The 15,550-nt window shown below is 70.9% G+C and carries 13 protein-coding genes; 7 read left to right on the top strand and 6 right to left on the bottom strand.

What is annotated here, in order from left to right; translation table 11 throughout:
* Window positions 1–158: 158 nt before the first annotated feature.
* The 5 genes from IE178_RS02525 to IE178_RS02505 all read left to right on the top strand — a co-directional run bounded on the left by IE178_RS02525 (window position 159) and on the right by IE178_RS02505 (window position 6,278).
* Window positions 159–1,376: an NAD(P)/FAD-dependent oxidoreductase gene (locus IE178_RS02525; protein ID WP_193511117.1), complete on the top strand. Its 1,218-nt coding sequence runs from the start codon at window positions 159–161 to the stop codon at window positions 1,374–1,376.
* Window positions 1,376–3,982 carry a nitrite reductase large subunit NirB gene (nirB, locus tag IE178_RS02520; protein ID WP_193511116.1) on the top strand — a complete coding sequence of 869 codons (2,607 nt, stop codon included), beginning with the start codon at window positions 1,376–1,378 and terminating at the stop codon, window positions 3,980–3,982. The genes IE178_RS02525 and nirB overlap by 1 nt, the downstream gene beginning before the upstream one ends.
* Window positions 3,979–4,329 carry a nitrite reductase small subunit NirD gene (nirD, locus tag IE178_RS02515; RefSeq protein ID WP_184760718.1) on the top strand — a complete coding sequence of 117 codons (351 nt, stop codon included), beginning with the start codon at window positions 3,979–3,981 and terminating at the stop codon, window positions 4,327–4,329. The genes nirB and nirD overlap by 4 nt, the downstream gene beginning before the upstream one ends.
* A 206-nt stretch (window positions 4,330–4,535) precedes the next feature.
* Complete coding sequence (locus IE178_RS02510; RefSeq protein WP_193511115.1) at window positions 4,536–5,693, top strand: alkaline phosphatase PhoX; 1,158 nt, start codon at window positions 4,536–4,538, stop codon at window positions 5,691–5,693.
* Window positions 5,694–5,831: 138 nt separating this feature from the next.
* Window positions 5,832–6,278, top strand: coding sequence for an excalibur calcium-binding domain-containing protein (locus tag IE178_RS02505; RefSeq protein ID WP_193511114.1), 447 nt, complete (start codon window positions 5,832–5,834; stop codon window positions 6,276–6,278).
* Between the two features lie 47 nt (window positions 6,279–6,325).
* Here IE178_RS02505 and IE178_RS02500 read toward each other — a convergent pair whose 3' ends face one another.
* The 4 genes from IE178_RS02500 to IE178_RS02485 all read right to left on the bottom strand — a co-directional run bounded on the left by IE178_RS02500 (window position 6,326) and on the right by IE178_RS02485 (window position 8,474).
* Window positions 6,326–6,991 carry a hypothetical protein gene (locus tag IE178_RS02500; RefSeq protein WP_318279798.1) on the bottom strand — a complete coding sequence of 222 codons (666 nt, stop codon included), beginning with the start codon at window positions 6,989–6,991 and terminating at the stop codon, window positions 6,326–6,328.
* A 120-nt stretch (window positions 6,992–7,111) separates the two neighbouring features.
* Complete coding sequence (locus IE178_RS35670; protein WP_318279797.1) at window positions 7,112–7,732, bottom strand: DUF6087 family protein; 621 nt, start codon at window positions 7,730–7,732, stop codon at window positions 7,112–7,114.
* Complete coding sequence (locus tag IE178_RS02490) at window positions 7,729–8,151, bottom strand: DUF6415 family natural product biosynthesis protein (protein WP_193511113.1); 423 nt, start codon at window positions 8,149–8,151, stop codon at window positions 7,729–7,731. Before IE178_RS02490 ends, IE178_RS35670 begins: the two co-directional genes overlap by 4 nt.
* Window positions 8,148–8,474 (bottom strand): ATP-binding protein, encoded by a 327-nt coding sequence (locus IE178_RS02485; RefSeq protein ID WP_438874339.1) that lies wholly within the window; start codon window positions 8,472–8,474, stop codon window positions 8,148–8,150. Before IE178_RS02485 ends, IE178_RS02490 begins: the two co-directional genes overlap by 4 nt.
* Before the next feature lie 756 nt (window positions 8,475–9,230).
* Here IE178_RS02485 and IE178_RS02480 point away from each other — a divergent pair.
* Both IE178_RS02480 and IE178_RS02475 read left to right on the top strand, forming a co-directional pair.
* A complete protein-coding gene (locus IE178_RS02480) occupies window positions 9,231–10,226 on the top strand; it encodes an NsdA family TPR-like regulatory protein (protein WP_193511111.1) in 996 nt (331 codons plus the stop codon).
* Window positions 10,223–10,765: a GNAT family N-acetyltransferase gene (locus IE178_RS02475; protein ID WP_193511110.1), complete on the top strand. Its 543-nt coding sequence runs from the start codon at window positions 10,223–10,225 to the stop codon at window positions 10,763–10,765. The genes IE178_RS02480 and IE178_RS02475 overlap by 4 nt, the downstream gene beginning before the upstream one ends.
* A 139-nt stretch (window positions 10,766–10,904) precedes the next feature.
* On the opposite strand, the gene ppdK is transcribed toward IE178_RS02475, so the two are convergent.
* Window positions 10,905–13,652, bottom strand: coding sequence for a pyruvate, phosphate dikinase (ppdK, locus tag IE178_RS02470; protein ID WP_193511109.1), 2,748 nt, complete (start codon window positions 13,650–13,652; stop codon window positions 10,905–10,907).
* A 669-nt stretch (window positions 13,653–14,321) separates the two neighbouring features.
* Window positions 14,322–15,476, bottom strand: coding sequence for a tRNA dihydrouridine synthase DusB (gene dusB / locus IE178_RS02465; RefSeq protein WP_318279796.1), 1,155 nt, complete (start codon window positions 15,474–15,476; stop codon window positions 14,322–14,324).
* Window positions 15,477–15,550 lie beyond the last annotated feature (74 nt).

Raw genomic sequence — 15,550 nt, 5'->3', positions numbered from 1 at the left:
ACCTCCCCGCACGATCCGGGAGCCGGAACCCTCACCTCCCCGCACGATCCGGGAGCCGGAACCCTCACATCCGCCCCGCTCCCCCACTGAGGGCAGCGTTCCGCGCGGGAAACAGAGGTGATGCTGCCGGGTAACACCCGCACCGCACGCTCGATGACATGACCTCGAATGAGCGTGTGGTGGTGATCGGCTCCGGCCTCGCGGGCGTACGACTCGCCCGGCGGCTCGGCGAGCTCGGCACGCCCGTGACGCTGGTCGGCGAGGAGGAGCACCGCCCGTACAACCGGGTACTGCTCGCCGAGGTGCTGGCCGGGCGCTACAGCCCCGAGGTGATCGCCCTGCCGGCGCCCGCGGAGCTGACCCGGGCCCGGGTCACCGGCATCGACCGCGCCGGGCGGACCGTCGCCTGCGCGGACGGTCCCGTGATCGCATACGACAGGCTCGTCCTGGCCACCGGCTCCAACGCCGTACTGCCGCCGCTGCGCGGCCTGTTCACCGAGGACCACGAGCTGCCCGAGGGCGTGCACGCGTTCCGCACCATGGACGACTGCCTGGGCCTGGCCAAGGCGGTACGGCCGGGCGTGCGGGCGGTGGTGATCGGCGGCGGGCTGCTCGGGGTCTCCGCGGCCCGCGCGCTCGCCGTGCGCGGCGCGCAGGTCGTCCTCGCCCAGCAGTCCGAGCGGCTGATGGAACGCCAGCTCGACCCGGCCGCGTCCGCGCTCGTCGAGCGGCATCTGACCGACCTGGGCGTCGAGGTGCACACCGAGTGCCGGGTGCGGGACGTGCGCTGCGTCGGCGGCGCCGTCCGTTCGGTGGAGTTGGCCGACGGATACGCCCTCGACGCCGATCTCGTGGTGCTGGCCTGCGGGGTGCACCCGAGGGCCGGCCTCGCCACGGCGGCCGGGCTCGAGGTCCGCAAGGGGATCGTCGTCGACGACGAACTGCGCACCTCCGACCCGTACATCCACGCCGTCGGCGACTGCGTCCAGCACGCCGGCACGGTGTACGGGCTCGCCGCGCCGGCGCTGGAACAGGCCGACGCGCTCGCCGCCCTGCTCGCCGGGGACACCGGCGCCCGCTACACCGGCACCCGCTCCCTGACCCGGCTGACCCTCACCGGTCCCGACAGCCCCTTCGACCTCGCCGCGTTCGGCGAGACCGAGGTGCTGCCGGGCGACGACGTCGTCCAGCTCACCGACGCCACCCGGGGCACCTACCGCAAGGTCGTCGTCCGCGACGACCGCCTGGTCGGCGGGGTCCTCGTCGGCGAACTCGGCACCGTCGGCGCCCTCGCGCGCGCCTGGGAGGGAGCAGAGCCGCTCCCGTCCGACGGCGGGCCCCTGCTCCACCTGCTCACCAACGATGGAGGCTCCTGATGACCGCCACCCCCGGGGCATCCCCCACGATCGTGCTCGTCGGCCACGGCATGGTCGGCCAGCGCTTCCTGGAGGCGCTGGCCGAGCGCGGCCTGACCGCCACGCACCGCGTGGTCGTGCTGTGCGAGGAGCCGCGTCCGGCGTACGACCGCGTCCAGCTCACCTCGTACTTCTCGGGGAAGACCCCCGAGGACCTGTCCATGACGGACCTGGAGTTCATCGAGGACCACGGCATCGAGCTGCACATCGGCGACCCGGCGGAGACGGTCGACCGCGAGGCGCGCCGGGTGACGGCCCGTTCGGGGCTGACCGTCGACTACGACGTCCTGGTCCTGGCCACCGGCTCCTACCCGTTCGTGCCGCCCGTGCCGAACAAGGACGCCGAGGGCTGCTTCGTCTACCGCACGATCGAGGACCTGCTCGCGATCGAGGAGTACGCGAAGAAGGCGACGACCGGTGCCGTGGTCGGCGGCGGTCTGCTCGGCCTGGAGGCGGCGGGAGCGCTCAAGGGCCTCGGACTCACCTCCCACATCGTGGAGTTCGCGCCCCGCCTGATGCCCGTCCAGGTCGACGAGGGCGGCGGCGCCGCGCTGCTGCGCACCATCGAGGACATGGGCCTGTCCGTCCACACCGGCGTCGGCACGCAGGAGATCGTGGTCGGCGAGGACGGCGCGGTCACCGGGATGAAGCTGTCCGACGGTTCCGAACTCGCCACCGACCTGGTGGTGTTCTCCGCCGGTGTCCGCCCCCGCGACCAGCTCGCCCGCGACTGCGGTCTGACGGTCGGCGAGCGCGGCGGCATCGCGGTCGACGAGCAGTGCCGCACGGTCGCCGACCCGCACGTCTTCGCGATCGGCGAGTGCGCGCTGGCCGCCGACGGCCGGGTGTACGGCCTGGTCGCCCCCGGGTACGAGCAGGCCGAGACGGCCGCCGCGACGATCGCCGCCGACGAGGCGTCCTTCACCGGCGCGGACCTGTCCACCAAGCTGAAGCTGCTCGGCGTGGACGTGGCCTCCTTCGGCGACGCGCACGGCGCGACCGAGGACTGCCTGGACGTCGTCTACTCCGACTCCCGCGCCGGCCTGTACAAGAAGCTGGTCATCGGCCGCGACGGCACGCTGCTCGGCGGCATCCTGGTGGGCGACGCGGAGGCGTACGGCACGCTGAAGGCGTTCACCGGCTCGGTCCCGCCGGTCGCCCCCGAGTCGCTGGTGCTGCCCGCCGGCGCCGGGGCGCCCGCCCAGCTCGGACCGGCCGCGCTGCCGGACGACGCGATCATCTGCTCCTGCAACAACGTCCGCAAGGGCACGATCCGCGGCGCGGTCACCGAGCACAACTGCACCACCGTGCCCGAGGTGAAGAAGTGCACCAAGGCCGGGACGACGTGCGGCAGTTGCGTCAAAGTGCTCGGCCAGCTGATCACCGCCGAGCTGGAGGCGAGCGGCGTCGAGGTCGACAAGGGCCTGTGCGGCTGCTTCTCCCAGACCCGCGAGGAGCTGTACGAGATCGTCCTGGCCCTGCGCATCACCTCCTACCAGGACCTCCTCGACCGGCACGGCCGTGAGGCCGCCCGGGGCGGCGACGGCTGCGAGGTCTGCAAGCCGACGGTCGGCTCGATCATCGCCTCCCTCGCCCCGGCGATCGGCGCCAGCAACTACGTCCTGGACGGCGAGCAGGCGGCGCTGCAGGACACCAACGACCACTTCCTGGCCAACCTGCAGAAGAACGGCTCGTACTCGGTCGTGCCCCGCATCCCCGGCGGCGAGATCGCCCCGGAGAAGCTGATCGTGATCGGCGAGATCGCCCGCGACTTCGGCCTCTACACGAAGATCACCGGCGGCCAGCGCATCGACATGTTCGGCGCGCGGGTCGAACAACTCCCGCTGATCTGGGCCCGTCTGGTGGACGCCGGTTTCGAGTCCGGCCACGCCTACGGCAAGTCGCTGCGCACGGTGAAGTCCTGCGTGGGGCAGACCTGGTGCCGCTACGGCGTGCAGGACTCGGTGCGGATGGCGATCGACCTGGAGCTGCGCTACCGGGGGCTCAGGTCGCCCCACAAGCTCAAGTCGGCGGTCTCCGGCTGCCAGCGCGAGTGCGCGGAGGCCCAGTCCAAGGACTTCGGCGTCATCGCCACCGCGAGCGGCTGGAACCTCTACGTCGGCGGCAACGGCGGCGCGACCCCGCGCCACGCCGACCTGCTCGCCCAGGACCTGTCGGACGCCGAGCTGATCCGCCTGATCGACCGGTTCCTGATGTTCTACATCCGCACCGCCGACCGCCTGGAGCGCACCAGCGTGTGGCTGGACCGGATCCCCGGCGGCCTGGACCACGTACGGGACGTCGTCGTGCACGACTCGCTCGGGATCTGCGACGAGCTGGAGGCCCTGATGGCCGCCCACGTCTCCCACTACCGCGACGAGTGGGCCGAGACCATCAACGACCCGGAGAAGCTCTCCCGGTTCGTGTCCTTCGTGAACGCGCCCGACACCCCCGACCCGGTGGTCGCCTTCGTCCCGGAGCGCGACCAGATCAAGCCCGACCTGCCGCTGCTGAACATCGGCCTGCGACCTGCCGACGACATCCTGGAAGGAAGCGTCACGCGATGACCCTGGCACTCGAGACCACCGATCTGAAGGTCCGGCTCCGCCTGGCGGAGGACTGGTTCACGGTCTGCGACCTGAGCGCGCTGATCCCGGGCCGGGGAGTGGCCGCCCTGCTCCCCGACGGCCGCCAGGTCGCCGTCTTCGCCGACCGCACTGGCCGGCTGTACGCCATCGACAACCGCGACCCCTTCACCGGCGCGGCGGTCCTCTCCCGCGGTCTGACCGGCACCCACCGGGGCCGCCCCTTCGTCGCCTCTCCGCTCCTCAAGCAGCGCTTCGACCTGGAGTCGGGCCGGTGCCTGGACGACGAGACGGTCCGGGTGACGGCGTACGAGGTGAAGGCGGCGTGATCCCGTAGGGCGCCTGTCGAATTCCTGTCGAGTTCGGGTCGTTCCGCTTCGTGGGCGCCGCCTCCGTGGTCCGCCATCCCCTGGGATGGTCATCTGCCGGTACGTCCCCGGCCATGAGGCGTCCATTCCGCTCCTCTAGGTTCACTGCTCGCACGCCCCCGCCGCCGACCGGCGGCGGGACGGTCACGGCACCTCTTGGAGCGACAGTGGAACGTCGTACCTTCCTTCGTGCGACCGCCGTCGGCGGCACCTCCGCCGTGCTCGGCGGGACCTTGTGGCGCGGCGCGGCGTACGCCGCCCCCGCCCGGCCCGGCACCGGCCCGTACGGTCCGCTCGGCGCGGCGGACGCCAACGGGATCAGCCTGCCCGCCGGATTCACCAGCCGGGTCGTCGCCCGTTCCGGCAGAACGGTCACCGGCACCTCGTACACCTGGCACAACGCCCCCGACGGCGGCGCCTGTTACGCGGACGGCTCGGGCTGGATCTACGTCTCCAACTCGGAGATCAACCCGTCGGGCGGGGCGAGCGCGCTGAAGTTCTCGGCCACCGGTGCCGTCACGGGCGCGTACCGCGTCCTGTCCGGCACCCGGCAGAACTGCGCGGGCGGGAAGACCCCGTGGAACACCTGGCTGTCCTGCGAGGAGGTGGACCGGGGGTACGTCTACGAGACCGACCCGTGGGGGGTGAAGGCGGCCGTCCGCCGTGACGCCATGGGCCGCTTCAAGCACGAGGCGGCGGCCGCCGACCCGGTGCGCAAGGTGATCTACCTGACCGAGGACGTGTCGGACGGCTGCTTCTACCGTTTCCGGCCCACCACCTGGGGCGACCTGTCGTCGGGCACGCTGGAGGTGCTGGTCGCGGGCAGCGGCACCAGCGGCCCGGTGAGCTGGGCGCGGGTCCCGGACCCCTCCGGCGCGACCGCCACCCGCGGCCAGGTCTCCGGCGCCAAGCGCTTCAACGGCGGCGAGGGCTGCTACTACGCGAACGACACCTGCTGGTTCACCACCAAGGGCGACAACCGCGTCTGGCAGTACGACGCGTCCGCCCAGACCATCGAACTCGCCTACGACGACTCGCTGGTGACGGGCGGCACGGCTCCCCTGACCGGCGTCGACAACGTCACCGGTGCCTCCTCCGGCGACCTCTTCGTGGCCGAGGACGGCGGGAACATGGAGATCTGTGTCATCACGCCGGACGACGTGGTGGCCCCGTTCCTGCGCATCGGCGGCCAGTCGGGCTCCGAGATCACCGGCCCCGCCTTCTCCCCGGACGGCAGCCGCCTGTACTTCTCCAGCCAGCGCGGCACGAGCGGGAGTTCGTCGGGCGGCATCACGTACGAGGTGAAGGGACCCTTCCGGGTGTAACAAGGGGGCCGAAACGGAGAGTTACCCTTCGGTCACGTCACGTTCGCATCACGGGTCCTCCGTAACCCCTCCACTCCACGAGCCCCCCAGTAGCTTCGGCAGCCTCGTACCGCACACGCACCATCTGGGGGGCTCCCTGTGATTTCGTTCCGCAAGCCTGCCGCCGTGGCCGTCGCCGCGCTGGCGCTGGCCGCGCTGCCGGTCACCGCCGAGGCGCACGGCGGCAACACCCCGTTCGAGAACTGCTCCGAGGCCTACGGAAACGGGCACGCCAACATCCCCGCGACCAGCCCTCACTACGGCGAGCACCTGGACCGGGACGGCGACGGCATCGGCTGCGACCGGCCGCCGGCGGACTTCGTCCCCGCGACGGAGAGCGACACCGACACCGGCGACGACAGCGGCACCGAGACCGAGACCGACACCGATGACGGCGCCGGCGCCGGCGAGCAGGGCGGCGGCACCGACCTCGCCGAGACCGGTGGCAGCGACGCCACCCCGTACCTCGCGGCCGGCGGTGCGGCCGTGGTCCTGGCGGGCGGCGGCTTGCTGCTCGCGGCCCGCAGGCGGCGCGAGAACCGCTGACGCCGGCCTGTGACGCCGGGAGCGGGCTCCAAGGCCCGCTCCCGGCGTCACAGGGACAGCAACAGGGATTCGGTCTTCCCCTGCCGACGGCGCACATGCCCGCGCCGGCCGGCCAGGACCGCCATGAGCGTCCACGCCACGAGGCCGGCGATCAGACCACCGAGCCGCCCCGCGGCGTCCACGTCGTCCGCCTGCTCCATGGGCACCACGCCCTCCGGGTCACGGATGACGTCGAACCGGTCGCCCACCCCTGGCGCCCCGGAACCGTTGTGGGTGAGCCGCTCCTCCAGTTCCCCGCCGTCCGCCGTCCGCAGCGTGAGCCGGTGGTTCTTGCCGTCCTTCCCGGTCGCGCTGTCCGCGACGATCACCACGCTCTCGCGCACCCCGCGCACCTCCAGCGCCGCCTCGGGCGCGTACTGGACGGCCCCGACGAGGATGAACAGCGCGGGTACGAGGCTCAACAGGGCGATCCACCCGGCGCGGTGCAGCAGGGCCAGCAGGACGACGAACGCCAGGCACAGCACGACCCCCACGGCAATGGGCACCCACACCCAGCGCAACGCCAGGTAGGACGCGCCGGCGGTGACGGCCGCAGCCGCCCACCCGAAGAGCACCACCCCGACCGTGCGCCGGAACGACCGCCAGGGGTCGACGGCGTGCCCGCCCATGCTGCTCAACGGCCTGATGCCGCTCCTGCGTATGCCCAGTGGCACTGCTTCTCCCTGTACTCCCCCGTCACGGCGGCTCCGTGAGTCCGGCACAGGACACTACAGCCCGCCGGAACTGCCACGGCGCCAGTGCGGAATACTCAAGAGCACAGCCGTTGGGGCGGTTCAGGCGGGGTCGGGGCGGTGCCACTGCTCAGTCGGCCGCCACGGTTCACACCGAAGGGGCAGCCTGCTGAACCGGGGCAGGGGAACCCGTTCGGCCTGACGCGCTGTGTCCTGCCCGGCTTCGTCCGCGGTGGCTGCACGATTCTCGGCGACGCCGACCGGAGCCCACTGATGACCGTCCCATTCCTGAATACCGCGCGGCGCCTCGGGGTCGACGTGAGTGCCCTGCTCCTGCTGCTCGCCGAGCGGAAACACACGACGCTCCCCGGGCGCGGGGCGGCGCTGCTCACGGCGCGCTGCCCAATCATCGAGAGGCTCGTCTTCCACGGGGTGCTCCATCAGCCGCCATTGCGGCTTACCCGTCGGTACCCCGAGATCGTCGACTTCCCCGAAGGAACAGCGAGCCCACAGCACGCCGCGCAGGTCGCGGTCCCGGGGGTCCTCATCGGCGTAGCTCAGTTGGTAACGGCCTGCTCCGAGCGGGGACAGAAGCAGGTTGGCGGGGGCGGAGTCCTCCCCCTCACGCTGTACGACGAAGGGGACCAGGGGCAGGTCGGAGCGCATGGTGTTCTCTCTGAGGCGTGGCAGGGCGATACGGGCGGGCGCGTGGAGGTGGGTCATGCCACCTTCTCCAAGCAGCGCGCTTCGACCAGCTGTTCGAGGAGCTCGTTGACGATCCAGCCCCTCCGGCGCAGGTGGCCCACGGCCCGGCGATGATCGCCGGGGACGCCCTGGGTACGCAGCGTGCGGGCCCGCTCGATGAGCTGCGCCGCGTCTGCGTCCCTTCCTGCTTCGGCAGCGATGGCGATGTTCACCAGCCGCATGAGGTGACCGAGGAACCGCTGCGCGATCTCTTGGGTGACCTCTTCGGCCGGGGCCACGTCGTCCAGGGCCAACGCGACGTCGTCAAGGAGGGCGTCGCCGTCGAAAGCGGTCCAGCCGCGGAGCCTGTTCAGGACGGTGGCGAGTTCACCGCCGGACAAGGGCGGTGTCCACTGCGGCGCGGAACAAAAGAAGTGTTCGGCGCTGGGGGCGGTCACGGGCGGCCGTCGGGGACGGCGAGGTTGCACCAGGCGGTGGCACCGTCGTCGCTGGTCCCCCAGTTGCCACCGCGGGCGGTGGCGAGGCAGTCGACGAGGAAGAGTCCGCGGCCGTGCTCGGCGTCGTCGTCAGCGGTGCGGACGGCCGGTTCACCGGGTGTCTCGTTGTGCACGGCCAGGTGCAGGAAGCCATCGCGGACGCCCATGGTGAAGGTGACTTGCTTCCCGTAACCGTGCTGGATGGCATTGGTGACGAGCTCGGAGACGATGAGCGTGGCATCGTCGGCCAGCGGCTCCAGGCCGCAGTGGCGCAACCGGGCCACTGTCAGCCTCCGGACTGTCCCGACGTGGCACGCGTCGCCTTCGGGGACGCCGTCCGTGGCCCGGGCCGGGGAAACCTCGAAGCACACGCTCATCCGGTCCTCGGCCAGACGCGAGCGCGCGGGCCGGTAGTGGTCGTGAGGTGAGCGGTCCGCCGCGGCGGCGGCAGGCAGGCAAGGCTCGGCAGCGTCTGAGGCGCTCCGTCGGGTGTGCCCCGCAGCGGGGATGTGTGCAGTCGTCATGGTCGTTCGCCTCGCTCTCGGTTCGGCGCTCTGCCCGCTCCCCACGGGGGAGGGAACGGACAGAGCCGACAGCGGCCTTCCACACGGGCGGTGGCTGGCTGGTGACCAGACAACTACTGCGCATGACGGGTTGGTTAGGACGATCGAGGCCCATCTGACCGAACACCCTAGGGCGATTTGACTCCAGCCATACCTCACGGTCGGGCAGCAAAGGGCTACGGTGCGTAGATGAACACCACGCGCAATGAGGCTCTTGAGACGTGGATGGGCGAGCACGGTTACAGCTCCAACAGCCTGGCCGAAGCGGTGAACAGGGCCCTTGAACGACTGACCGGACGGCTCGGTGGGCTGGACGGCTCGTCGGTCCGGGCCTGGAAAGCGGGTCGCGTCAGATGGCCCAGTCAGCCACCCGCAAAGCTCTTGAGGACGTCACCGGCTTACCCCCCACCGCTTTAGGGTTCACGCCACGGGGCCGGGGCCACGTCCACCCCGGCCGCACCACAGGAGGACCCCGACATGAAGCGCCGTACCCTCGTCGGCGGCATCGCGGCTGCCGCCGCAGCAGCAGCTGCCCCTGGCACCGCCACCCCTCGCCGAATCGCAATGAGCGACGTCGACCGCCTACAGCAGCGCTTCGCCGAGATCATCGCCAGCGACCATCGCCACGGCGGCCAACTCGGCATCGAACAGCGGGCTGCCGCGCTCGCCGACGAGGCACTGAACCTCCAGAGTGCCGGCAGCGCCACCCAGCGCGTACGCAGCAACCTGTACGCCTGCGCGGCGTCATTTCGCTCCTCCGCCATGTGGGCAGCAATCGACGGCCGCCGCTACGACGATGCGAAGACGCACATGCGCGAGGCCCAGGCTCTCGCCGAAATGTCCGGCGATCAGGCCATCAAGTTCCGCATTTGGAGCCACGCCGGGGCCATGTACCGGCACATGGGCCGCCCCGCCGACGCCTTCGCCACCAACGACGTCGCGCGCAACCTCCACATCACACGCCGCGACCCCATGTTCGCCTCCCTGGGCCTGGCCCGGCAGGCAGCCATCCACGGCGCAGCCCAGGACCGCACCGGCACCCGCCGCGCGTTCGACCAAGCACGGGAGGCCATGCAGCGCGCCAACCCCGACGACTACCGGCCGGTGTGGCTGCTCGCCTTTTACGATGAGGCCGAATTGGACTCGCTCGCGTTGTCCGCCAACCTCGCGCTCGGCGACTACCCGACTGCCGAACTTCACGCGCACCGCTGCCTTTCCGCCCTGCGCCCCCACATGCGACGGTCCCACGCCCTCACCACCACGCGCCTCGCGCATGCCCAGCTCGCCCAGGGAGACTTCGAAACCGCTACCGCAACCGCGATGAAGATCCCTGCCGACGCCGCTACCCAGCACGCCCGCGTCTCCCGCATGCTTCAGGAATTCGGGGCCGCCCTGCGTGCCAAGGCGCCGGGGAGCGGAGCCGCGCATGCCTGGACCGAGCACGCCCGTGACGCCTGGAGGACCGCCGCATGACCACGGCACACACAACGGAACTGCGCACGTTCACGAAGCTGGAACCGGTCCGCGGCGACCTGATCGACGTGTACGCGGAGGTGCGCGCCCCTCTGCTCCACCTGCCGAACTACGCGGTCACCGCGTTCGGTGAACGGCTCGACCGGCACGGCGCCGAACCCGGATTCGCGGCCGTCCTCGCGTACGCGGGCGGTCACCCTGTCGGGTACGTCTACGGCAACCGCATCGAGCGAGGTGACCGGTACTGGCAGCGCACTGCCCCGGAGCCGGCGCAGGAGTACACCAGCCGCCCGGCCGTGGCCTTGAAGGAAATCGGACTACGGCCGGCCTGGCGGAAGACGGGCACCGCCCAGCGCATGCACGATGCCTTCCTCGCCACCCGTCTCGAGCCCTACGTGACGCTCATGGTCAATCCGGCAGCCGGTGAGGGGAAGGTGCACGCGCTCTACCGGTCCTGGAGGTACCAGGACATCGGGCAGAGCCGGCCCTCACCGGCCTCGCCGGTCCTTACGGTGATGATCCGCGCCACCCGCATGTAAAGGGGCCGTTCCTCTCGGCCGAGAGGGCGGCACCCCCGCACAGGGTGCCGCCCTCTCTTTCGTGATCCGGAGCCGTTGCCGATCGGTGAGGGTCGGGTGACAGACAACGGCTCCGGGGCCTCGCGCCGCCCCGGAGGGCTCAGCGGTGGTCGCTTCCCGTCGATGTGACCGCCGCCCGGCCGGCCTCCAGGCGGGCGACCGGGATGCGGAACGGGGAGCAGGAGACGTAGTCCAGGCCGACCTCGTGGAAGAAGTGGACCGACTCCGGGTCGCCGCCGTGCTCGCCGCAGACGCCGAGCTTGAGGTCCGGGCGGGTCGCGCGGCCGGCCTGGGCGGCGAGCTTCACCAGGGAGCCGACGCCGTCCTTGTCGATGGTCTCGAACGGCGACACCCCGAAGATGCCCTTCTCCAGGTAGGCCGTGAAGAAGCTGGCCTCCACGTCGTCCCGGGAGAAGCCCCACACAGTCTGGGTGAGGTCGTTGGTGCCGAAGGAGAAGAACTCCGCCGCCTCCGCGATCTGGCCGGCGGTCAGCGCGGCGCGTGGCAGCTCGATCATCGTGCCGATGGCCAGCTTGAGTGCGGTGCCGGTGGCCGCCTCGACCTCGGCGATGACCTTGTCGGCCTCCTCGCGGACGATCTCCAGCTCCTGGACCGTGCCGACCAGCGGGATCATGATCTCCGCGCGCGGGTCGGCCTTGGCCGCCCTGCGCTCGGCCGCCGCCTCCGCGATGGCCCGTACCTGCATGGTGAACAGGCCGGGGATGACCAGGCCGAGCCTCACTCCGCGCAGGCCCAGCATCGGGTTCTGCTCGTGGAGGCGGTGCACGGCCTGAAGGAGGCGCAGTTCGTTCTCGTGCGGCTCCTGGCGGGACTCGGCGAGGGCGACACGGACCGACAGCTCGGTGATGTCGGGCAGGAACTCGTGCAGCGGCGGGTCGAGGAGGCGGATGGTGACCGGCAGGCCGTCCATCGCCTCGAACAGCTCGACGAAGTCCCGCTTCTGCAGCGGGAGCAGGGCCTTGAGGGACTCCTCGCGCTCGGCCTCGGTGTCGGCCAGGATCAGCCGCTCCACCAGCTCGCGCCGGTCGCCGAGGAACATGTGCTCCGTACGGCACAGACCGATGCCCTGGGCGCCGAAACGGCGGGCGCGCAGCGCGTCCTCGGCGTTGTCGGCGTTGGCGCGCACGCGCAGCCGGCGCTTGCGGTCGGCGAAGGCCATCATCCGGTGCACGGCCTCGACCAGCTCGTCGGCGTCGTCGGCGCCCGGGTGCATCCGGCCCTCGAAGTACTCCACGACCGGGGACGGGACGACCGGGACCTCGCCGAGGTAGACCTTGCCCGTGGAGCCGTCGATGGAGACGACGTCGCCCTCCTCGACCACGTGCCCGCCGGGGACGGTCATCCGGCGGCGCTTGGTGTCGACCTCGAGCTCCTCCGCGCCGCACACACAGGTCTTGCCCATGCCGCGGGCGACCACGGCCGCGTGGGAGGTCTTGCCGCCGCGGGAGGTGAGGATGCCCTCGGCCGCGATCATGCCGTCCAGGTCGTCCGGGTTGGTCTCCCGGCGGATCAGGATGACCTTCTCGCCGGAACGGGACCACTTGACGGCGGTGTAGGAGTCGAAGACCGCCTTGCCGACGGCCGCGCCCGGGGAGGCGGCGATGCCGCGGCCGACCTGCTCCACCTTCGCGTCCTCGTCGAAGCGGGGGAACATCAGCTGGGCGAGCTGGGCGCCGTTGACGCGGGTGAGCGCCTCGGCCTCGTCGATCAGGCCCTGGTCCACCAGCTGTGTGGCGATGCGGAAGGCCGCGCCCGCCGTCCGCTTGCCGACGCGGGTCTGGAGCATCCACAGCTGGCCGCGCTCGATGGTGAACTCGATGTCGCAGAGATCCTTGTAGTGGTTCTCCAGGGTCTCCATGATCTGCATCAGCTGGTCGTACGACTTCTTGTCGATCGACTCCAGTTCCGCGAGCGGCACGGTGTTGCGGATGCCCGCGACCACGTCCTCGCCCTGCGCGTTCTGCAGGTAGTCGCCGTAGACGCCCTGGTGGCCGGAGGCGGGGTCGCGGGTGAAGGCGACACCGGTGCCGGAGTCCGGGCCGAGGTTACCGAAGACCATGGAGCAGACGTTGACGGCGGTGCCGAGGTCGTGCGGGATGCGTTCCTGGCGGCGGTAGAGCTTGGCGCGGTCGGTGTTCCAGGAGTCGAAGACCGCCTTGATGGCGAGGTCCATCTGCTCGCGCGGGTCCTGCGGGAAGTCCCGGCCGGCCTCGGTCTTGACGATCTTCTTGAACTTGGTGACGAGCTTCTTGAGGTCGGCGGCCTCCAGCTCGGTGTCGTCGGTGACCTTCTTGGCCGTCTTCGCCGCCTCCAGCGCGTCCTCGAAGAGCTCGCCGTCGACGCCGAGGACGGTCTTGCCGAACATCTGGATGAGGCGCCGGTAGGAGTCCCAGGCGAACCGGTCGTCGCCGGCCTGCTCGGCCAGGCCCTGCACGGACCGGTCGGAGAGGCCGATGTTGAGGACGGTGTCCATCATGCCCGGCATGGAGAACTTGGCCCCGGAGCGGACCGACACGAGGAGGGGGTCGTCGGCCTGCCCGAGCTTCTTGCCCATGGTCGCTTCGAGGGCGTCGAGGTGCGCACTCACCTCGTCACGCAGTGCCGCGGGCTCCTCGCCACTGTCCAGGTAGACCTTGCAGGCCTCCGTGGTGATGGTGAAGCCGGGCGGGACGGGAAGGCCCAGGTTGGTCATCTCGGCGAGGTTGGCACCCTTGCCGCCGAGCAGGTCCCTGAGGTCCTTGTTGCCCTCGGTGAAGTCGTAGACGAACTTCACGCTCTCAACGCTCGTGCCCGACTGAGCTACGTGGGGATCTTTGTTTTCCGACACGGGTCTCGACTCCTCGAGGACGCGGTGGCTGCCCTGACGGCGAGGAACATACCCAGATCGAAGGCGCCTGGGTACGTCTACTCGCGCGTCATGCGCCTGTAACCACTCGTCCGCCAGCGGATCGAAAGTCAAAGCTTGGCAAGCGGTCACAGCCGAGTGTTTTCACTTCTTGAACGCATCACCTCGCACGGACGCCGATTACCGCTCACGTGAGCGGCAATCGCCACGTTTGATTTCGCTCGATGAACGATCAAAGGGTGGCACTGAGTGCCACCCTTTGAGAAGTGCAGCCGCTCATGATCCGCTCATCTGAGCGCAACCCTTATCAAGGGTGGCGAGAATCACGCTGCCACAGCCAGCCGGATTCCACCATGCGGACCGCTGTCGGGACCCGATGCCGGACCACTCCAGGACCGCTGTCGGGACACGAGGCCGGACCACTCCGGACCACTCCCGGCACCCGATGCCGGACCACCCCAGGACCGCTTTCGGCACCCGATTGCCGACCGCTCCCGGCGCCCGGCCTTCCCGTTCCGGTGAACGCACCGGCCGGCCCGCCCGTACGAAAGGGCGGCGGACCCGGGCCCCCACGCCGGGTCCGCCACCACCGGGCCCACGGAAGGGGCCCGCGGCTCATTGCCGCGGGCCCCTTCCGACGTACCGCTCGGCTCAGCCGCCGGAGGTGTCCAGTTCGGCCTCCTCGCCGACGCCCGCGCAGTCGTACGGGTCCTTCAGCCAGCCGTCCGGCAGCACCACCCGGTTGTTGCCGGACGTACGGCCGCGGGGGCCGTCGGCGCCCACCGGCCAGGGCTGGTCGAGGTCCAGCTCGTCGAGTCCGGCGCGCAGAGCCTCCAGCGAAGAGGTGATCGCGAGCCGCTTGCGCATCTCGGAGCCGACCGCGAAGCCCTTCAGGTACCAGGCGACGTGCTTGCGGAAGTCGATCACGCCCCGGGACTCGTCGCCGAGCCACTCGCCGAGCAGCGTGGCGTGCCGGACCATGACGTCGGCGACCTCGCGGAGGGTGGGCCGCGCGAGGTCCTGCGTACGCCCCTCGAAGGCCGCGACCAGATCCGCGAAGAGCCACGGCCGGCCCAGGCAGCCCCGGCCCACGACCACTCCGTCGCAGCCCGTCTCGCGCACCATCCGCAGTGCGTCCTCGGCCGACCAGATGTCGCCGTTGCCGAGCACCGGGATCTCCGGGACGTGCTCCTTCAGCCGGGCGATGGCCTCCCAGTCGGCGGTGCCGCCGTAGTGCTGGGCGGCGGTGCGGCCGTGCAGCGCGACGGCGGTCACGCCCTCCTCCACGGCGATCCGGCCGGCGTCCAGGTAGGTGAGGTGGTCGTCGTCGATGCCCTTGCGCATCTTCATCGTCACCGGCAGGTCCCCGGCCCCGCTGACCGCCTCGCGCAGGATGGACCTCAGCAGGTTCCGCTTGTAGGGCAGGGCCGAGCCGCCGCCCTTGCGGGTCACCTTGGGCACGGGGCAGCCGAAGTTGAGGTCGATGTGGTCGGCGAGGTCCTCCTCCGCGATCATGCGGACGGCCTTGCCGACGGTCGCCGGGTCGACGCCGTACAGCTGGATGGAGCGGGGCCGCTCGCTCGCGTCGAACCGGATCAGCTGCATCGTCTTGTCGTTGCGTTCGACCAGCGCCCGGGTGGTGATCATCTCGCTGACGAACAGGCCCTTGCCCCCGCTGAACTCTCGGCACAGCGTGCGGAAGGGCGCGTTGGTGATCCCGGCCATGGGGGCCAGTACGACGGGCGGCTGTACGGTGTGCGGGCCGATCCGCAGGGTCGGGTTCATCGTCGACAGGGGCGTGGACATGGCCCCATTGTCCCGCACGCCGAGGGGTACCCGGCACGCCGCGGCACAAAGACCGTGTAGCGGTCATTAGTTAG

The sequence above is a fragment of the Streptomyces griseoloalbus genome (genome assembly GCA_014650015.1).
Lineage (GTDB): Bacteria > Actinomycetota > Actinomycetes > Streptomycetales > Streptomycetaceae > Streptomyces > Streptomyces griseoloalbus.
This window is presented reverse-complemented; position numbering and strand designations above follow the sequence as displayed.

Bases quoted from the DNA above. Each gene is read 5' to 3' on its own strand.
- IE178_RS02525 (WP_193511117.1), top strand. From the start codon at position 159: ATGACCTCGAATGAGCGTGTGGTGGTGATCGGCTCCGGCCTCGCGGGC.
- nirB (WP_193511116.1), top strand. From the start codon at position 1,376: ATGACCGCCACCCCCGGGGCATCCCCCACGATCGTGCTCGTCGGCCAC.
- nirD (WP_184760718.1), top strand. From the start codon at position 3,979: ATGACCCTGGCACTCGAGACCACCGATCTGAAGGTCCGGCTCCGCCTG.
- IE178_RS35670 (WP_318279797.1), bottom strand. From the start codon at position 7,732: ATGACCCACCTCCACGCGCCCGCCCGTATCGCCCTGCCACGCCTCAGA.
- IE178_RS02480 (WP_193511111.1), top strand. From the start codon at position 9,231: ATGAAGCGCCGTACCCTCGTCGGCGGCATCGCGGCTGCCGCCGCAGCA.
- IE178_RS02475 (WP_193511110.1), top strand. From the start codon at position 10,223: ATGACCACGGCACACACAACGGAACTGCGCACGTTCACGAAGCTGGAA.
- dusB (WP_318279796.1), bottom strand. From the start codon at position 15,476: ATGTCCACGCCCCTGTCGACGATGAACCCGACCCTGCGGATCGGCCCG.